Source organism: Brevundimonas sp. UBA7838, assembly GCF_002500885.1.
GTDB lineage: Bacteria > Pseudomonadota > Alphaproteobacteria > Caulobacterales > Caulobacteraceae > Brevundimonas > Brevundimonas vesicularis_C.
In genome coordinates, this window is the sequence record NZ_DLTK01000150.1 from 1 (window position 1) to 16178 (window position 16178).

The window sequence follows — 16178 nt, forward strand, 5'->3', positions numbered from 1 at the left end:
GGTCAGGTTGTTGACCTGGGCCAGGATCGACAGACCCTCGGCCGGACCCGACTGGAACTCGTAGCCGATCTGGGCGTCGATGATGCTTTCCGCTGCGACCGAACGCAGGGTGCGGCCGTTGCCGAAGCCGGCGACCTCGCCCAGGTAATCCGAGCGATAACGGGCCGAAATCCGCGACTGGAAGCCATAGCGCTCATAGTAGAGCGAGCCGTTGATCACGTTTTCCGACAGACCCGGCAGAGCGGTCGGGGCCTGGGTCGGATCCGGCTGGACTTCGCTGTCCGTGGTCGAGGCGCTGAACTGGGCGCCGAAACCTTCCAGGGCCGGATGGAAGATGTCGAACGGCGCCGAGATTGAAAGCTCAAGGCCCTTGATCCAGCCGCCTTCGCCATTGTCAGGCGCGCCGACCAGGCCTTGGCGCAAGGCTGGCTCGGGGTTCGTTGGCGAAATCACGCCGATCGGATAGCCGGTGAAGTCGAAGATCTGATTGCGATTAAAGACGTAGCTTTCCAGGTTCTTGTAGAAAGCCGCCAGCGAGATGTAGCCCTTGCGGTTGGCGAAATACTTCTCGAACGACACGTCGATCACGTCCGCGATGTACGGCCGCAGTTCCGGGTTGCCGCCGCCGCCGCCCCAGGGGGAACGGTTGATGTCGGTCGATTGGGCCAAGCTGGGGTTATAGCTGTAGTTTCGCGAGGCGCGCATATCGTCCATGCGCGGACGGGCCAAGGTGCGCGAAACTGCCAGACGCGCGAACATGTCCTCGCCGGTTTCCAGGATGAAGTTCGCGCTAGGCAAAATCTCCAGATATTCGTCGCCGCCCGTCACCGCGATGGTCTCGGAGACGCCCGGTCCGACCTGCCGCGCCGAGAAGCCGCTGGAGCTTTGGTCGGTATAGACGAACTGCATGCCGACGTTGCCGGTCAGGGCCCGGCTGAACAGGTTGTGATCGATGTTGGCGCGGACGTAGGCGGTCGAGACCTTTTCCGTCACTTCCCAGTTGCCGGCCGTGACGTCGGCGTTCGGGTTGCGGACGCGGTTCAATGCGCCGCTATTGACCAGGCCGAGAGCGTCGTAGCTCAGCACGGCGCTGATGCCGAGATAGCCAAGGTCGGTCGGGTCCAGCAGGAAGGCTGAAGGCACGGTCAGATCGCCGCCGCCGGGGACGCCGAGATAGAACTGGTCGTTGACGAAGCTCTTTTGACGCTCGGTGTAGTTGGCGCCGAAGTCGATCGACTTAAACGGGCTCTGGTGCAGTTCACGCGTCACAGAGAAGCGAGCGGCCTTGATCTCGTCCTCGATGGACGGCGTGTTCATATAACCGGCCTGACCGCCAGGAATGACGTCGCCGCCCCAGCCTTGCGGGCTGGTGATGCGGATCAGGTTCGGATCGGCGTAGTTCAGACGGCTGGTGAAGCGGGTCACGCCATCGTCGGTCAGTTCAAAGCCCAGAGTGTCCAGCGCGCCGTTGATGTTGCGGCCGGTGCCAGCATTGGTTTCCAGGATGATGTCGTTACGCTCGACCTTCGAATAGCTGAGGTCCAGGTTCGCCGACCAGTCGTCGCTGAGCGTGAACTCGGTGTTCCAGCCCAACGCAGTGATGTTGCTGTCGCGCTTATTCAGGTCGTTGCGGACCACGCCCTTGATGTTGTCCCAGGTGCCGGCGACGATCAGGCCGTCCTGGACCGTGTAGCCAGGGCGCAGCGCGGGGCCGGGACGGCAGACCGCCGACGGGACGTTCACGGTGCAGTCACCCGAGGAACCACCCCACGCCAGCGGGAATTCGATGCCGCGAAGGACCTGGGTGTTCTTGAACTCGGAATAGAAGGCGTCGATCGTGGAGTGGATGCGATCGTTCGGGCGCCATTCCAACACGCCCATATAGCCGTCGCGCTCCAGCTCCGACGACATCACATAGGGCTTCACGCCGCCAGTCAGCAGATTGCCGTCCGTGTAGTTGGGATAGCCCCAGGCGTTGAAGCGCTCGGACTGATAGGGCGAGCTCATGTGGGCATAGCCCAGGGCCACGCCCAGCGTGCCATCCAGGAACTGGTCGATGTAGGAGATGGTGTAGCGGTCGCCGTTGTCGGTCGTGCCCGAGTTCAGGGCGCCGATCTCGTTCCACTCGTGGCGGTAGTTCATGGCGATGGCTTGGCGGCCGTAGGCCAGCGGGCGAACGGTGCGCAGGTCGACGGTGCCGCCCAGACCTTGACCAATCAGAGCCGCGTCCGGGGTTTTGTAGACGACGACGCTGTTCAGCAGTTCGGCGGGGAACTGGTCGAACTCAACGCCGCGGTTGTCGCCGGTGGTGACCAGTTCGCGGCCGTTCAGCAGGGCGGTGGTGAAATCAGGGCCCAAACCACGGATGGAGATCGCCTGGCTGCGGCCGTCGAGGCGCTGCATCGTCACGCCGGGAAGGCGCGCCAGGGATTCGGCGATCGAAACGTCCGGCAGCTTGCCGATGTCTTCGGCCGAGATGACTTCGACGATCGAGGTGTTGTTGGCCTTGGCCGAGATCGCGGCTTCGATCGAACGGCGGATGCCGGTGACGACGATTTCACCGACTTCGGTGGCTTGGTCGTCGGCCTGCGCCGTCGTGGCGGCTGCAGTTTGTGCGTGGGCCGAGCCGACCGCCATCAGGGCGGCTGCGCCGAAGGCGACGCCGGATAGCAGGCGCGCGCGCCGGTTGAGACGTTGGAACATGGTCATCCTCCCTGGGGCTGACCGCGATTCTGAACGTCGCGATCTGAAGCCGTCGCAAAAATATGCAAATCTTTTGGAATGTTGCAAGCAGTTAATGCGGGCGTCTGATTTCCGTCGCACTTCGCGCCGGTACATAGCCCAACAGGACACCGAAATGTGCGGTTTCGCGCTATTCCCATGGCGCATCGCAGCATTTCAGCGACGCGTTGACAGCCCGGCCCATTGCTGCAAAATCTTGCAAATCGATCTGGAAGGCTTTGCACTTTCCAGACGCAAGGGAGTGAGCGTCATGGCGAGGGTAACCCCCAGAAGGGCCGGACTGCACGCGGCGATGGCGGCGGCCCTGCTGAGCGGCTTTGCAACGCCGGCTGCGGCGGAAACGCGCCAGGCCGAAGACGCCCTGTCCGCTCTGCGTCAACGCCTGCCACAGGACGAGGTGATCTACTTCCTGCTGCCGGATCGCTTCGCCAATGGCGATGCCACGAATGACCACGGCGGTTATGCCGCTGACCGGCTGAAGAGCGGGTTCGATCCGGCCGATACCGATTTTTATCATGGCGGCGACCTGGCGGGCGTGACCCAACAGCTGGACTATATCCAGGGCCTCGGTGCGACGGCGGTCTGGCTGGCGCCCGTGTTCAAGAACAAGCCCGTGCAGAGCCATGGCGACTACACCGGCGCGGCGCACCACGGCTACTGGATCACCGACTTCACCGCCGTCGATCCGCACTTCGGCGACGAGGCTGCGATGCGCGCCCTGGTCGAGGCGGCCCATGCGCGCGGGATGAAGGTCTATCTGGACATCGTCGCCAACCACACCGCCGACGTCATCCAGTATCGCGAATGCCCGGGAGGCCGCTGCGCCTATCGCAGTCGCGCCGACTATCCCTACACCCGTCGCGGCGGCGTCGACGGTGCACCGATCAATGAGGGCTTCGACGGTCGCGACTTCTCGCGCCTGACGCGGCCCGACTACGCCTACACGCCCTATGTCCCGGCGGGCGAGGAGAACGCCAAGGTTCCGGCCTGGCTGAACGACCCGATCCACTATCATAACCGGGGCGAGAGCACCTTCACCGGCGAAAGCAGCCTGGATGGCGACTTCGCCGGGCTGGACGATCTGCTGACCGAGGCCCCGGTCGTCATCCAGGGCATGATCGACATCTTCGGCGGCTGGATCGACAAATATGGGATCGACGGCTTCCGCATCGATACCGCCCGCCATGTGAACCCGGGGTTCTGGCAGGCCTTCATCCCCGCCATGATCGCCCGCGCCGAGGCCAAGGGCATCCCGAACTTCCACATCTTCGGCGAGGTCTATGATCCCGATCCGGCGGTGACGGCGCGGTTCACGCGGGTCGACGGCTATCCGGCAGTGCTGGACTTTCCGTTCCAGAAACAGGCGACCGATGTGGCGTCTGGCAAGGTCGGAACCGACGCCCTGGCCAAGCTGTTCGACGCCGACACGATCTATGACAAGGGCGCTGAAGCCGCCGCCATCCTGCCGACCTTCCTGGGCAACCATGACATGGGCCGGGTCGGCTTCTTCGTGAAACAGGCCAATCCGAACGCTGACGACGCCGAGGTGCTGGCGCGCATCAAACTGGCCCATGCTCTGATGATGTTCAGCCGGGGCGTGCCGACACTGTATTACGGGGATGAACAGGGCTTCGCCGGCGCGGGCGGATACGGAAACTCGCGCCAGGACATGTGGCCCAGCCGCACGCCGGTCTATGCGAACGAGACGCCCGTCGGCGGTCGCCAGCCGGCCTATTCCACCGACGCTCCGCTGTATCAGGCGATCGCAGAGATGACCCGCATCCGCGCCGAAGAGCCGGCCCTGCGACGCGGTCGTCAGGTCGTGCGCGCCTATGGCGACAAGCCCGGCCTGTTCGCTTTGTCTCGCATCGGCGAGGACGGATCGGAGATCCTGGCCCTGTTCAACACCTCCACTGCGCCCGTCGCCGCTCAAGTCGAGGTGGAGCCCGGCTCGCTGCGGTGGCAAGCTCTGCGCGGCGATTGCGCACCCGAATCCTCCGCGCCCGCCAGCGTCGCCGTTCGCGTGCCCCCCCTCGATTACCTCGTCTGCAAGAGCGTGCCGTGACTGCCCTGCCCCTCGATCTTTCCACGGCTGACGCCGCCCCCGCATTGGCGCACGACTGGTGGCGCGGCGCGGTGCTGTATCAGATCTATCCGCGCAGCTTCGCCGACTCCAACGACGACGGCGTCGGCGATCTGAAGGGGATCACCCAGCACCTCGACCACGTCGCCTCTCTAGGCGTCGACGGCATCTGGCTGTCGCCCTTCTTCACGTCGCCGATGAAGGACTTCGGCTATGACGTGTCGGACTACTGCGACGTCGATCCGATCTTCGGCACTTTGGCCGACTTCGACGCCCTGATCGCGCGCGCCCGTGCCCTGGGGCTGAAGGTCGTCATCGATCAGGTGTTTTCGCACACCTCCGACGAACATCCCTGGTTCACCGACAGCCGCGCCAGCCGCAACGGTGACCACGCCGACTGGTATGTCTGGGCAGACGCCAAGCCGGACGGCTCGCCGCCGTCGAACTGGCAGTCGGTGTTCGGCGGCCCGGCCTGGACCTGGGACGCTCGGCGCGGCCAGTACTACATGCACAACTTCCTGGCCTCGCAGCCTCAGCTGAACGTCAGGAACCCGGCGGTTCAGGACGCCCTGATCGCAGCGGCGCGGTTCTGGCTGGACCGGGGAGTGGACGGCTTCCGCCTGGATGCGATCAACTTCGCTATCCACGATCCGTCCCTGCGCGACAATCCGCCGATCCAGGACGGCAAGAAGCGCACGCGGCCGTTCGATTTCCAGGACAAGATCTATAACCAGTCCCACCCGGACATCATCGGCTTCTTGAACCGCATCCGCGCCCTGACCGACAGCTATGAAGGCCGGTTCACGGTGGCGGAGGTCGGCGGCGATCACGCCGATCGCGAGATGAAGGAATTCACCGCCGGGAACGACCGTCTGCACTCGGCCTACGGCTTCCTCTATCTGTATGCTGATACGCTGAAGAGCGAACTGATCGGCGTGGGCGATGGGATGTGGCCGGATCAGCAGGGCGAGGGCTGGCCGTCCTGGACCTTCTCCAACCACGATGCGCCGCGCGCAGTGTCGCGTTGGGCCAAGGGCCGGGACAAGAAGGCCTTCTCGGAAATGGCCCTGCTGTTGCTGATGTGCCTGCGCGGCAATGTCTTCGTCTATCAGGGCGAAGAGTTGGGCCTGCCTCAGGCCGAGGTGCCGTTCGAGCGGCTGGTCGATCCCGAGGCCATCGCCAACTGGCCTGAGACTCTGGGCCGCGACGGCGCCCGCACGCCGATCCCCTGGGTGGCCTCGGCGCCCAACGCCGGCTTCTCGACGGTCGAGCCCTGGCTGCCGGTCGATCCGCGCCATCTGTCGCTGGCCGTGGATGCGCAGGAGGCGGACCCGACCTCGATCCTGCACGCCGCGCGCCGCATCATCGCCCTGCGTCAGGCCCATCCGGCGCTGCGGACCGGAGGGCTGGAGATCGAGAGCACGGGCGACCTGGTGGTCTTCCGCCGGTTCGAACGGGCCGAGGGCGGCGAGCGTCTGCTGTGCGTGTTCAACCTGGGCTTTGAGGCCGTGGACTGGTCAACGCCCGCCGGCGCGCGCCGGATCGCGGCGGTCAACTGGACCGAGGCGGACGGATCGACGCTGAGGCCGCTGGCCGGCCTGATCTTCGCCGACGCCGGATGACGGGGTCAGCCGCCGCAGGTCTCGCGAACGATCAACTCGGTCGGAACGCGCTCGGAACGGCCTGCTGCGGCGCCGCCGTGATCCAGCAGTTTGGACACCATCAACCGGCCGGCCTTCATGGTGTCCTGGGCGATGGTGCTGAGCGCCGGGCGCGAGTAGCGGCTGAACGGCACATTGTCGAAACCGATGACCGAGACCTGGCCCGGCACCTCGACGCCGGCGTGCAACAGGGCACGCACGGCGCCCAGGGCGATCTGGTCAGACGCAGCCACGACGCCATCGAAATCCAGCCCACGTCGGATCAGGGCGTCCACGGCGGCCTCTGCGGATTCGACCTCGAAATGCGCAGGCACGATCAGGTCGGCGTCCACGTCCAACGCGCTCTGGCTCAAGGCGTCCAGATAGCCGCGATGCCGCTGCATGGCCTCGGGCGGATCCAGATCGCCCAGGAAGACGATGCGCTTTCGCCCCAGCCGCGCCAGATGCAACGTCGCGCGGCGCCCGCCCGAGATGTTGTCCGAGCCGATGGAGCAATAGTCCTGGTCGGGCAGTTCGGCGCCCCAGACGACGAAACGATGATCGGCGTCGACCAGCCGGTTGAAGGCCGAGTGCAGGCTGGATTGGCCCAGGAAGATCACGCCGTCCGCCCGGCTGGTGTTCAGCGCGGCCGACAGCTCGTCATAGTTGGCGGGCGAGATATGGCTCATCAGGAGGTCGCAGCCGCGTTCGCGCGCCGCCTCGCCAACCCCGGCCAAAAGCTCCAGGAAGAAGGGGTCGCTGAGGCGCCCTTCGCGCCCCTGCGGACGCGGCACCACCAGGGCGATCGTGCCCTGGGCGCCGATCGGGCCGGCAGGCATGTGGCGGCGGAACGGATAGTCGTGTTCCTTGGCCAGCTTCCAGATCGTCTGTTTGGTGCGATCGTTGACGGCGGGGCTGTCGTTCAGGGCGCGCGAGGCGGTGGCGATGGACACGCCGGCCAGGCGAGCGATGTCTTCCAGACGGGTTGTCTTGCAGCTCAAGGTCGCGGGTCCTCACAGCAGCATGGTGAAGCTGCAAAATTTTCTGCAAATATTGCAGCCACCGTTCGCGGCGGTTGGCAAGAGGCGGCGTAACGGAGTTCCCATGATGCAGCGCAGATCCTTCCTAGCCCTTGGCGGCGTGTCGATCCTGGCTCTGGGGGCGACGGGCGCGCGCGCCCAGACCGCGCCGAACCATGCCCGCGCGTCGTCGCCCGGCGGCGTGCTGACGGTCGAGGCTTTCACCGACAACGACGGACGGCCGATATATTCGGTGCTGCGTCAGGGCCGGGTCGTGGTGGCCCCGTCCAAGTTGGGTTTCCTCCTGACCGACGCGCCGGCCATCGAGCGCGGCCTGACCCTGACTGCAGGCCAGCCGGTCACGGTCGACGACACTTGGGAGCAGCCGTGGGGCGAGCGCCAGTTCATTCGCAACCACTACAACGAATGGCGCGTCGCCTATGCCGAGACCGGCGGCCTGCGACGCCGCGTGGACGTGGTCTTCCGCCTGTACGACGACGGTCTGGGCTTCCGCTATGAGTTCCCGCAGCAGGCCGGCCTGACCACCGTCCGCATCGGTTCGGAAATCACCGAGTTCAACCTGGCCGAAAACGGCGAGGCCCTGTGGTGCCCGGCGTGGGAATGGAACCGCGAGGAATATCTCTACAGCCGCACGCCCATCGATGCGGTCGGCAGCGCCCAGACGCCGATGACGGTTCGAGGCCAGTCGGGCCTGCACGTCTCCATCCACGAGGCCGCCTGCATCGACTACGCAGGGATGAACCTGCGTCGGTCGGAGGAAACGAAGTTCCGCGCTCAGCTGACGCCGGGCCTCACCAATGCGGCGGTAGTGCGCGAGGCGCCGTTCAACACGCCCTGGCGGACCCTGCAAATCTCCGACAGCGCCGCGGGCCTGCTGGATTCCAGCCTGATCCTGAACCTGAACGAGCCCAACAAGCTGGGCGACGTCAGCTGGTTCAAGCCGATGAAATACGTCGGCGTCTGGTGGGAGATGCACCTGGACCTGAAGACCTGGAACTCCGGGCCCAAGCACGGCGCCACGACCGAGAATGCGATCAAACACATCGACTTCGCCGCCAAGCACGGCCTGGGCGGGGTGTTGGTCGAGGGGTGGAACAAGGGCTGGGACGGCCAGTGGTTCGCCAACGGCGCGGACTTCAGCTTCACCGAAGCCTATCCCGACTTCGACATCGAAGCGGTCTGCGCCCACGCGCGGTCCAAGGGCGTGCAGCTCATCGGCCACCACGAGACCGGCGGCAACGCCTTCCACTATGAGCAGCAGCTAGAGCCGGCCATGGCCCTGTATGAACGCCTCGGCGTCCATTCGGTGAAGACCGGTTACGTCGCCGACGCGCAAGGCGCCCGCGTCGCCGGGCCGGACGGACAGATGGTGATGGCCTGGCACGAGAGCCAGGCGATGGCCCAGCACCACATGCGCGTCGTCGAGGCCGGCTATCGCCACAAGGTCGCCGTAAACGCTCACGAGCCGTTCAAGGACACCGGCCTTCGCCGCACCTATCCGAACATCATCAGCCGCGAGGGACAGCGCGGGATGGAATATTCGGCCTGGGGCAATCCCGGCAATCCGCCCGAGCATGAGCCGAACCTGGTGTTCACCCGCCTGCTGGCCGGGCCGATGGACTATACGCCCGGCATCTTCGGCATGGAGACGCGCAGCCCCGGCGGCGTGCAGACGACCTGGGCCAAACAACTGGCGCTTTATGTCGTGATCTACAGCCCGATCCAGATGGCGGCGGATCTGCTGGTCAACTACGAGGCCAATCCTGGCCCGTTCCAGTTCATCAAGGATGTGCCGGTCGACTGGAGCGAGAGCCGCACGCTGGACGCCGCCATGGGCGACTATGTCGTCACGGTTCGCAAGCAGCGCGGCACGGATGTCTGGGCCCTGGGCGCCGTCACCGACGAGCATCCGCGCGTGCTGAAGGCCCCACTCGACTTCCTGGACGCCGGCCGTCGATATCGGGCCGAAATCTATCGCGACGGGCCGGACGCCGACTATCGCGGCAAGCGCGAGGACATCGTCATCGAGCAGCGCGAGGTGACGTCGTCTGATACCCTGACCCTGGCGCTGGCCCCCGGCGGCGGTCAGGCGATCCGGTTCGTGCCGGTCGGTCGGGCGCGACGCGGATGACCCTGCTCTCGCACCGCCCGCGCCTGTCCGGCCTGGCGATCTGGAACATGTGCGTCGGCTTCTTCGGCATCCAGATCGGCTTCGGCCTGCAGAACGCCAACACCAGCCGGATTTTCCAGACGCTGGGCGCCGAGGTCGACAGCCTGGCGATCCTGTGGATCGCCGCGCCGCTGACCGGTCTGCTGGTCCAACCGATCATCGGCCATTTCAGCGACAAGACCTGGACCCGGTTCGGCCGGCGGCGCCCCTATTTCCTGGTTGGGGCCATCGCCACCACCCTGGCGCTGATCGCCATGCCCAACAGCCCCAGCTTGTGGTTCGCCGCGGCCATGCTGTGGATCATGGACGCCTCGATCAATATCACCATGGAGCCGTTCCGCGCCTTCGTCGGCGATAACCTGCCGGAGGACCAGCGCACCGCCGGCTATGCGATGCAGAGCTTCTTCATCGGCGCCGGCGCGGTCTTCGCCTCGGTCCTGCCGTGGCTGTTGTCCAACGTCTTCGATATCGCCTCAACCGCCGAGGCGGGCGTGGTGCCCCTGTCGGTCAAGATCGCCTTCTACGTCGGCGCCGCCGGCCTGTTCTCGGCCGTGCTGTGGACGGTGCTGTCGACCAAGGAATACAGCCCCGAACAGATCGCGGCCTTCGAACGCGCCCGAGACGACGCGCCGACCGCGCCCGTCGAGGCCGAAGCGCCGTCCCGCAGCGTCCAGGGCTGGATGACCTCGGGCCTGGTCTGCGCCGTTCTCGGCGGGCTGGGTTTCGTGCTGATCGGCGCGCTCGATCTGGAAAAGGAGCTGCTGATCCTGGCCGGCTTCTTCGCCGGGTTCGGCCTGCTCCAGATCGCCGTGGGCATGATGCAGCGACGCCGCATCACCAACGCTGCGACCGAAATCCTGAACGACATCTTCCGCATGCCCGAGACGATGCGCGGCCTGGCCGTTGTTCAGTTCTTCAGCTGGTTCGCCCTATTCGCCATGTGGATCTACACTACCGCGGCCGTGACCCGCGTCCATTACGGCGCGACCGACACCACCTCCGCCGCCTACGCCACGGGTGCCGACTGGGTGGGGGTTTTGTTCGGGGTCTATAACGGCGTGGCGGCCCTGGCGGCCTTCACCCTGCCGGTCATCGCCAAACGGATCGGACGCAAGGCGACCCATGCGCTGATGCTGATGCTTGGCGCCGCCGGCCTGTTTGGCGTCTTCGCGATCCGCGAGCCGGGCCTCTTGTGGCTGCCGATGATCGGCGTCGGTTTCGCCTGGGCGTCGATCGTCTCCATGCCCTACGCCATCCTGTCGGCGGCGGTGCCGGACCGAAAAATGGGCGTCTATATGGGCGTCTTCAACATCTTCATCGTCGTGCCCCAACTGCTGGCCGCCACGGTTCTGGGCCTGATCCTGAAGACCCTGTTCGATGGTCAGGCGATCTGGGCTCTGGTGCTGGGCGCCATCTCCTTCGTCCTGGCCGCCGCCAGCGCGCTGATGGTCAAGGAGCATCGCGGATGAACCGTCGGGGTCTTCTGGCCCTCATAGCCGCCCTGCCCTTCTCCAGCGCGGCGCGTGCTGAGGGCGCCCTCGCGAGCGGGCGGTTGGTGCTGCATGAGGCGGTCGCGTCGGCCCATGTGAAGGCGCGCAACGTCACGGTCTGGCTGCCGCCCGGATATGAGGCATCCGACGAAACCTATCCCGTCCTCTACATGCACGACGGCCAGAACCTGTTCGATCCGGCCACGGCCAACTTCGGCGAATGGGGCGTCGACGAGCATCTGACGCGGCTGATCGCGAGCGGTCAGGGTCGGGCGCCGATCGTGGTGGGCATATGGAACACGGACTTGCGGCTGAGGGAATATGTCCCCGCCGACCTGATCGCCGCCCTGCCCGCCGACATGCGCGACGAGGTCCAGGCCATCTACGGCGGTCCGTCCTTGTCCGACGCCTATCTGCGGTTCCTGGTCGAGGAGTTGAAGCCCTTCATCGATAGCGCCTACCGCACCCTGACCGGGCCGCAGGCCACGATGATCGCCGGCTCCAGCATGGGCGGCCTGATCTCCATGTATGCGGTGATGAAACAGCCGCAGGTCTTTTCCGCCGCCGCCTGTCTGTCCACCCATTGGCCGCTAAAGGTCGAAGGGCTCGAGCCCGGCGCGGCGCTGGACGCCTGGCGCGAACGCCTGGTCGCCGCCTGGACCGGCGTGATCGAACGCGGCCTGCCCGAGCCGGGCGACCACCGCTTCTATTTCGACCGGGGCGACGAGACGCTGGATCAGTTCTACGCCGTCTTCCAGACCCAGGTAGATCAGAGCTTCCGCCGTCGAGGCTATGGCCCCGGTGACTTCCGCAGCCTGGTTTTCCCCGGCGCCCAGCACAATGAAGCGTCCTGGAACCAGCGCCTGGACGTGCCTCTGACCTTCCTTCTTTTCCCCGCCCCCACGCGCAACCCGTGAGGACCACAATGCGTCACTTCCGTACCTTCTGCCTCGCCGGCGCCGCCGGCCTGGCCCTCGCTTCCGTCGCAAGCGCTCAATCGGGCGTCGCCCCCGGCGCGCCTGGCGCCCCGCCCGTCTGGTCCAGCGCGGCCAAAACCGGCGCCGGCGCATCCTACGAGGCCTATGTTGATGGCCAGTATCGCGACGGCGGCCCGACCGGCGCGGTGTCCAAGGTCTGGTATTCCATCGCCGACGGCGTCCTGACCGAGACCATGTACGGCCTGATTCATGAGGCCCAGATCAAGGCCCTGCGCTTCGCCGGCGTGACCCAGGACGGCCTGGTCGTCGAAGGCGACGACACCACCAGCCGCACCGAATATTTGCACGTCGACGCCCAGGGACGTCCGCTCTCGCCGGCTTATCGCGTCACGACGCAGGACAAGAACGGCCGCCTTGAGATCGAAAAGCAGATCTTCAGCGATCCCGACCGCAACGCCCTAGTGTTGCGCGTCACCATCACGGCGCTGAAAGGCGATGTGACGCCCTATCTGATGCTGGAGCCGCACATCGCGAATACCGGCGTCGACGATCGGGGCGCGGTGACGCGCGACGGTTTCCATGCGTGGGAGGGCGACACCCACCTGTTCCTGAAGCCCAGCGAGGCCTTCGACAAGGCCAGCGTCGGCTTCGTCGGCGCCTCGGATGGTCTGACGGATCTGAAGGACGGCAAGCTGGACTGGACCTACGCCTCCACCGGCGATCAGGCCGGCAATACGATGATGACCGGGGCTCTGCCGCGCCTGCGCCAAAGCCGCCGGATCACGCGCGACTTCGTCATCGGCTTCGGCGCCAGCGAAGCTGAGGCGCGCGCCGCTGCGGACGGTTCGTTCTCGACCGGTCTGGACGAGGTGCTGGCCCGCTTCAACGGCGAGGGCGAGCGCGTGGGTTGGGAGGATTATGTCGCCTCGCTGACCGAACTGCCGCGCATCGCCGAACAGGCGACCGACGGCGGCAAACTGGCCTACGCCTCGGCCCTGATGTTGAAGGTGCAGGAGGATCGCACCCATGCGGGCGCCCTGATCGCCAGCCTTTCCAATCCGTGGGGCGACACGGTGGACGCGTCGAAATCCTCGACCGGCTACAAGGCCGTCTGGCCGCGCGACTTCTATCAGGTGGCGATGGCTCTGGCGGCGCTGGGCGACAAGGAGACGCCGCTGGCGGCCTTCAACTATCTGCCCCAGGTCCAGGTCGGCCCGAACACGCCCGGCAACACCGGCGCCGGCGGCTGGTTCCTGCAGAAGACGCACGTGGACGGCGAACTGGAATGGGTTGCGGTTCAGCTCGACCAGACCGCCATGCCGATCATGCTGGGCTATCGTCTGTGGAAGATGGGCTGGCTGTCCGACGCCCAGATAACCGAACACTATCGGTCCATGCTGAAGCCGGCGGCCGACTTCCTGGTCGATGGCGGCAAGATCGGGCTGATGTGGAACGACGCGGAGATCAAGCCGCCCTTCACCCAGCAGGAACGCTGGGAGGAGCAGCAAGGCTATTCGCCTTCCAGCACCGCCGCCGTGGTCGCGGGCCTGACGGTCGCCGCCGAAATGGCGCGCGCCTCAGGCGACGCCGCCGGCGCGACGCGCTACCAGATCGCGGCCGACAGCTATGCGTCCAAGATCGAAGACCGGATGTTCACCACCAACGGCGACTTCGGCGACGGTCGCTACTTCATCCGCATCACTCAGAACGAGAACCCGAACGACAAGGCCCCGATCGGCGCTGCCAATGGCCAGATCGCGCCGGCGGAAGACCGGGTCGTGGACGGCGGCTTCCTAGAACTGGTGCGCTATGGGGTGCGCAAGGCCGACGATCCGCACATCCTGGCAACCCTGCCCGTCTATGACGATCAGTCCTTGGAACCGCTGTATCGCGTCCGCTACGACTTCGGTCCCGAGGGCGACAAGACGCCGGGCTGGCGCCGTTATGGCGTCGACGGCTATGGCGAGGACCATCTGACGGGCGCCAACTACGGCGTCGGCGGGGAGATGAGCCCTGGCCAGCGCGGTCGGGTTTGGCCCTTCTTCACGGGCGAGCGCGGTCACTATGAGCTGGCCCGCGTCAGCGTGAACGGCGCCCCGTCGGCCGCCGACATCGCCGCCATCCGCCAGACCTATGTGCGCGGCATGGAGCGGTTCGCCAACGGCGGACTGATGCTGGCCGAACAGGTGTGGGACGGCGTCGGAAACCCGACGGCCAAGGATTACGCCGTGGGTCAGAATACGGACTCGGCGACCCCCCTTGCCTGGACCCACGCGGAATATTTGAAGCTGCTGCGGTCGCTGGCCGACGGCAAGGTCTGGGACAGCTACGACCCCGTCCACGACCGCTACGCTCGCTGATACGAAAACGGCCCCGGAGATCGCTCTCCGGGGCCGTACTCATTTCGGGCTGACGCGGCTCAGAAAGTGAGCTTCACCGCCCCGACGATGCGGTCTTCGGCGCCGGGCACGCCGTCCACGTCCGAGTCGTGATAGCGGACATCGACGCCCACCTTGTCGGTCAGGGCATAGCCAACACCGACGTTCCAAGTGGTATAGTCGTCGCTGACGTCGAGCCATTGCTTGCCGAGCGCGCCCGACACCGTCCACTTGGGCGCAGGCGAGAAGGCGCCGTTGACCTCGGCATAGGTGGCCTCCTTGTCCGCACCGAAGAAATCGGGCGAGTAATAGACGGCCGCGCCAAAGGTGGCGGGACCGACCGCGCGCGAGGCCGCAGCCTTGAACTCGGCGTAGTTATAGTCCGCGCCGTCCGGTTCCCCGACATACAGATAGCCGATCGCGCCGAAGTCGAGCGCGAAACCGCCCGCCTCTGTGCGATAGCCGCCGTAAAGGTCGACTTCCGCATCGGTGTCGTCGCCGAAGTCGACGTTGGAGGCCCAGGCCCCGGCGTAGAAGCCGCCCGAGGTCAGATCGACGCCGCCCTGAATGGCGGGATCTTCACTGGTCTGGCTGAAGCCGCGGAAGACATAGTCGCTGACGGCGCCGACGTTCCAGGCAACATCGACGGTGCTCTGGGCCGAGGCCGGCGCGGCGAGGCCGATCAGTCCTGCGGCGAGCGTTGCGGCGGCGGCCGCGCGGATGATGGTCTTTTTCATAGTCTATCCCCTTGTTGTCGTTATTCGAGGTCGAGGCCGGGCGCGGGTTTGGGAGCCGCGCCCGGTCTCCATCAGTGTTCCAGCGCCTCGCCATGCAGCGAGGTGTCCAGACCGGCGGCTTCTTCCGCTTCGCTCACGCGCAGGCCCGTGGTGAACTTGCAGATGAACAGGATGACCAGGGTGCCGACGGCGCTGTAGACGATGGTCCACAGCAGGCCCAGGGCCTGGGCGCCGACGTTGGCGCCTTCCGACAGGCTGTTGATCGCGGTCGTGGCGAACACGCCGGTCAGCAGGGCGCCGATCAGGCCGCCCGCGCCGTGGATGCCGAAGGCGTCCAGGCTGTCGTCGTAGCGCAGCAGCTTCTTGATCCACACCGACGAGGCGTAGCAGGCCGGACCGGCGATCAGGCCGATGATGACCGCGCCCTTGGGATCGACGAAGCCGGCCGCCGGGGTGATGGCGACCAGACCGGCGACGACGCCCGACAGCATGCCGATCAGCGAAACCTTCTTCTTCTCGATATATTCGACGACCTTCCAGGTCAGGGCGGCGGCGGCGGCGGCCAGGATGGTGTTCAGCAGCGCCACGCCCATCAGATCGTTGGCGGCGCCCGCCGAGCCGGCGTTGAAGCCGATCCAGCCGACCAGCAGCAGCGAGGCGCCGATCATGGTCAGCACAGGGTTGTGAGCGGTGATGACCTCTGTACCGTAACCCTTACGGCGACCCAGGAAGATAGCGCAGACTAGGCCCGCGACGCCCGAGTTGACGTGAACGACGGCGCCGCCTGCGAAGTCCAGCACGCCCGCCGAACCGAGGAAACCGCCGCCCCAGACCCAGTGGCAGATCGGCGCATAGACCAGCAGCGACCATAGGGCGGTGAACAGCAACAGCGCAGAATATTTGAACCGCTCGGCGAAGGCGCCGGTGATCAGCGCCGGTGTGATGATGGCGAAGGTCATC

The 16178-nt window shown here is 66.0% G+C and carries 10 protein-coding genes; 6 read left to right on the forward strand and 4 right to left on the reverse strand.

The features are described from left to right. A partial coding sequence (locus tag B3T77_RS15515) for a TonB-dependent receptor (protein ID WP_292080719.1) occupies nucleotides 1-2703 on the reverse strand: 2703 nt, incomplete at its 3' end. 289 nt (nucleotides 2704-2992) lie between these two features. Here B3T77_RS15515 and B3T77_RS15520 point away from each other — a divergent pair. Next, complete coding sequence (locus B3T77_RS15520) at nucleotides 2993-4807, forward strand: alpha-amylase family glycosyl hydrolase (RefSeq protein WP_292080721.1); 1815 nt, start codon at nucleotides 2993-2995, stop codon at nucleotides 4805-4807. Further along, a complete protein-coding gene (locus B3T77_RS15525) occupies nucleotides 4804-6447 on the forward strand; it encodes an alpha-amylase family glycosyl hydrolase (protein ID WP_292080725.1) in 1644 nt (547 codons plus the stop codon). The genes B3T77_RS15520 and B3T77_RS15525 overlap by 4 nt, the downstream gene beginning before the upstream one ends. A gap of 5 nt (nucleotides 6448-6452) precedes the next feature. On the opposite strand, the gene B3T77_RS15530 is transcribed toward B3T77_RS15525, so the two are convergent. Continuing rightward, nucleotides 6453-7466 carry a LacI family DNA-binding transcriptional regulator gene (locus tag B3T77_RS15530; RefSeq protein ID WP_292080727.1) on the reverse strand — a complete coding sequence of 338 codons (1014 nt, stop codon included), beginning with the start codon at nucleotides 7464-7466 and terminating at the stop codon, nucleotides 6453-6455. A gap of 103 nt (nucleotides 7467-7569) precedes the next feature. Between B3T77_RS15530 and B3T77_RS15535 the strand changes: the two genes are divergently transcribed. Genes B3T77_RS15535 through B3T77_RS15550 form a run of 4 tightly spaced genes read left to right on the forward strand, consistent with a single transcriptional unit; the run spans nucleotide 7570 to nucleotide 14463 of the window. After that, entirely contained in the window at nucleotides 7570-9636 is a 2067-nt protein-coding gene (locus B3T77_RS15535; protein ID WP_292080728.1) for a glycoside hydrolase family 97 protein, read from the forward strand. Further along, nucleotides 9633-11144, forward strand: a complete 1512-nt coding sequence (locus B3T77_RS15540) for an MFS transporter (RefSeq protein ID WP_292080730.1) — start codon at nucleotides 9633-9635, stop codon at nucleotides 11142-11144. Before B3T77_RS15535 ends, B3T77_RS15540 begins: the two co-directional genes overlap by 4 nt. Beyond that, the gene (locus B3T77_RS15545; RefSeq protein ID WP_292080732.1) at nucleotides 11141-12082 is read left to right on the forward strand and encodes an alpha/beta hydrolase; all 942 of its coding nucleotides are present in this window, start codon (nucleotides 11141-11143) and stop codon (nucleotides 12080-12082) included. Before B3T77_RS15540 ends, B3T77_RS15545 begins: the two co-directional genes overlap by 4 nt. Nucleotides 12083-12090: 8 nt before the next feature. Continuing rightward, nucleotides 12091-14463 (forward strand): glucan 1,4-alpha-glucosidase, encoded by a 2373-nt coding sequence (locus tag B3T77_RS15550; protein WP_292080734.1) that lies wholly within the window; start codon nucleotides 12091-12093, stop codon nucleotides 14461-14463. Between the two features lie 59 nt (nucleotides 14464-14522). Here the strand turns inward: B3T77_RS15550 and B3T77_RS15555 are convergent, their stop codons facing one another. Both B3T77_RS15555 and B3T77_RS15560 read right to left on the reverse strand, forming a co-directional pair. Next, a complete protein-coding gene (locus B3T77_RS15555) occupies nucleotides 14523-15218 on the reverse strand; it encodes a TorF family putative porin (protein ID WP_292080736.1) in 696 nt (231 codons plus the stop codon). Between the two features lie 71 nt (nucleotides 15219-15289). Further along, nucleotides 15290-16178 (reverse strand): ammonium transporter (locus tag B3T77_RS15560; protein WP_292080738.1); only part of this gene is annotated, 889 nt, incomplete at its 5' end.

Bases quoted from the DNA above. Each gene is read 5' to 3' on its own strand.
- B3T77_RS15520 (WP_292080721.1), top strand. From the start codon at position 2,993: ATGGCGAGGGTAACCCCCAGAAGGGCCGGACTGCACGCGGCGATGGCG.
- B3T77_RS15535 (WP_292080728.1), top strand. From the start codon at position 7,570: ATGATGCAGCGCAGATCCTTCCTAGCCCTTGGCGGCGTGTCGATCCTG.
- B3T77_RS15540 (WP_292080730.1), top strand. From the start codon at position 9,633: ATGACCCTGCTCTCGCACCGCCCGCGCCTGTCCGGCCTGGCGATCTGG.
- B3T77_RS15545 (WP_292080732.1), top strand. From the start codon at position 11,141: ATGAACCGTCGGGGTCTTCTGGCCCTCATAGCCGCCCTGCCCTTCTCC.
- B3T77_RS15550 (WP_292080734.1), top strand. From the start codon at position 12,091: ATGCGTCACTTCCGTACCTTCTGCCTCGCCGGCGCCGCCGGCCTGGCC.
- B3T77_RS15555 (WP_292080736.1), bottom strand. From the start codon at position 15,218: ATGAAAAAGACCATCATCCGCGCGGCCGCCGCCGCAACGCTCGCCGCA.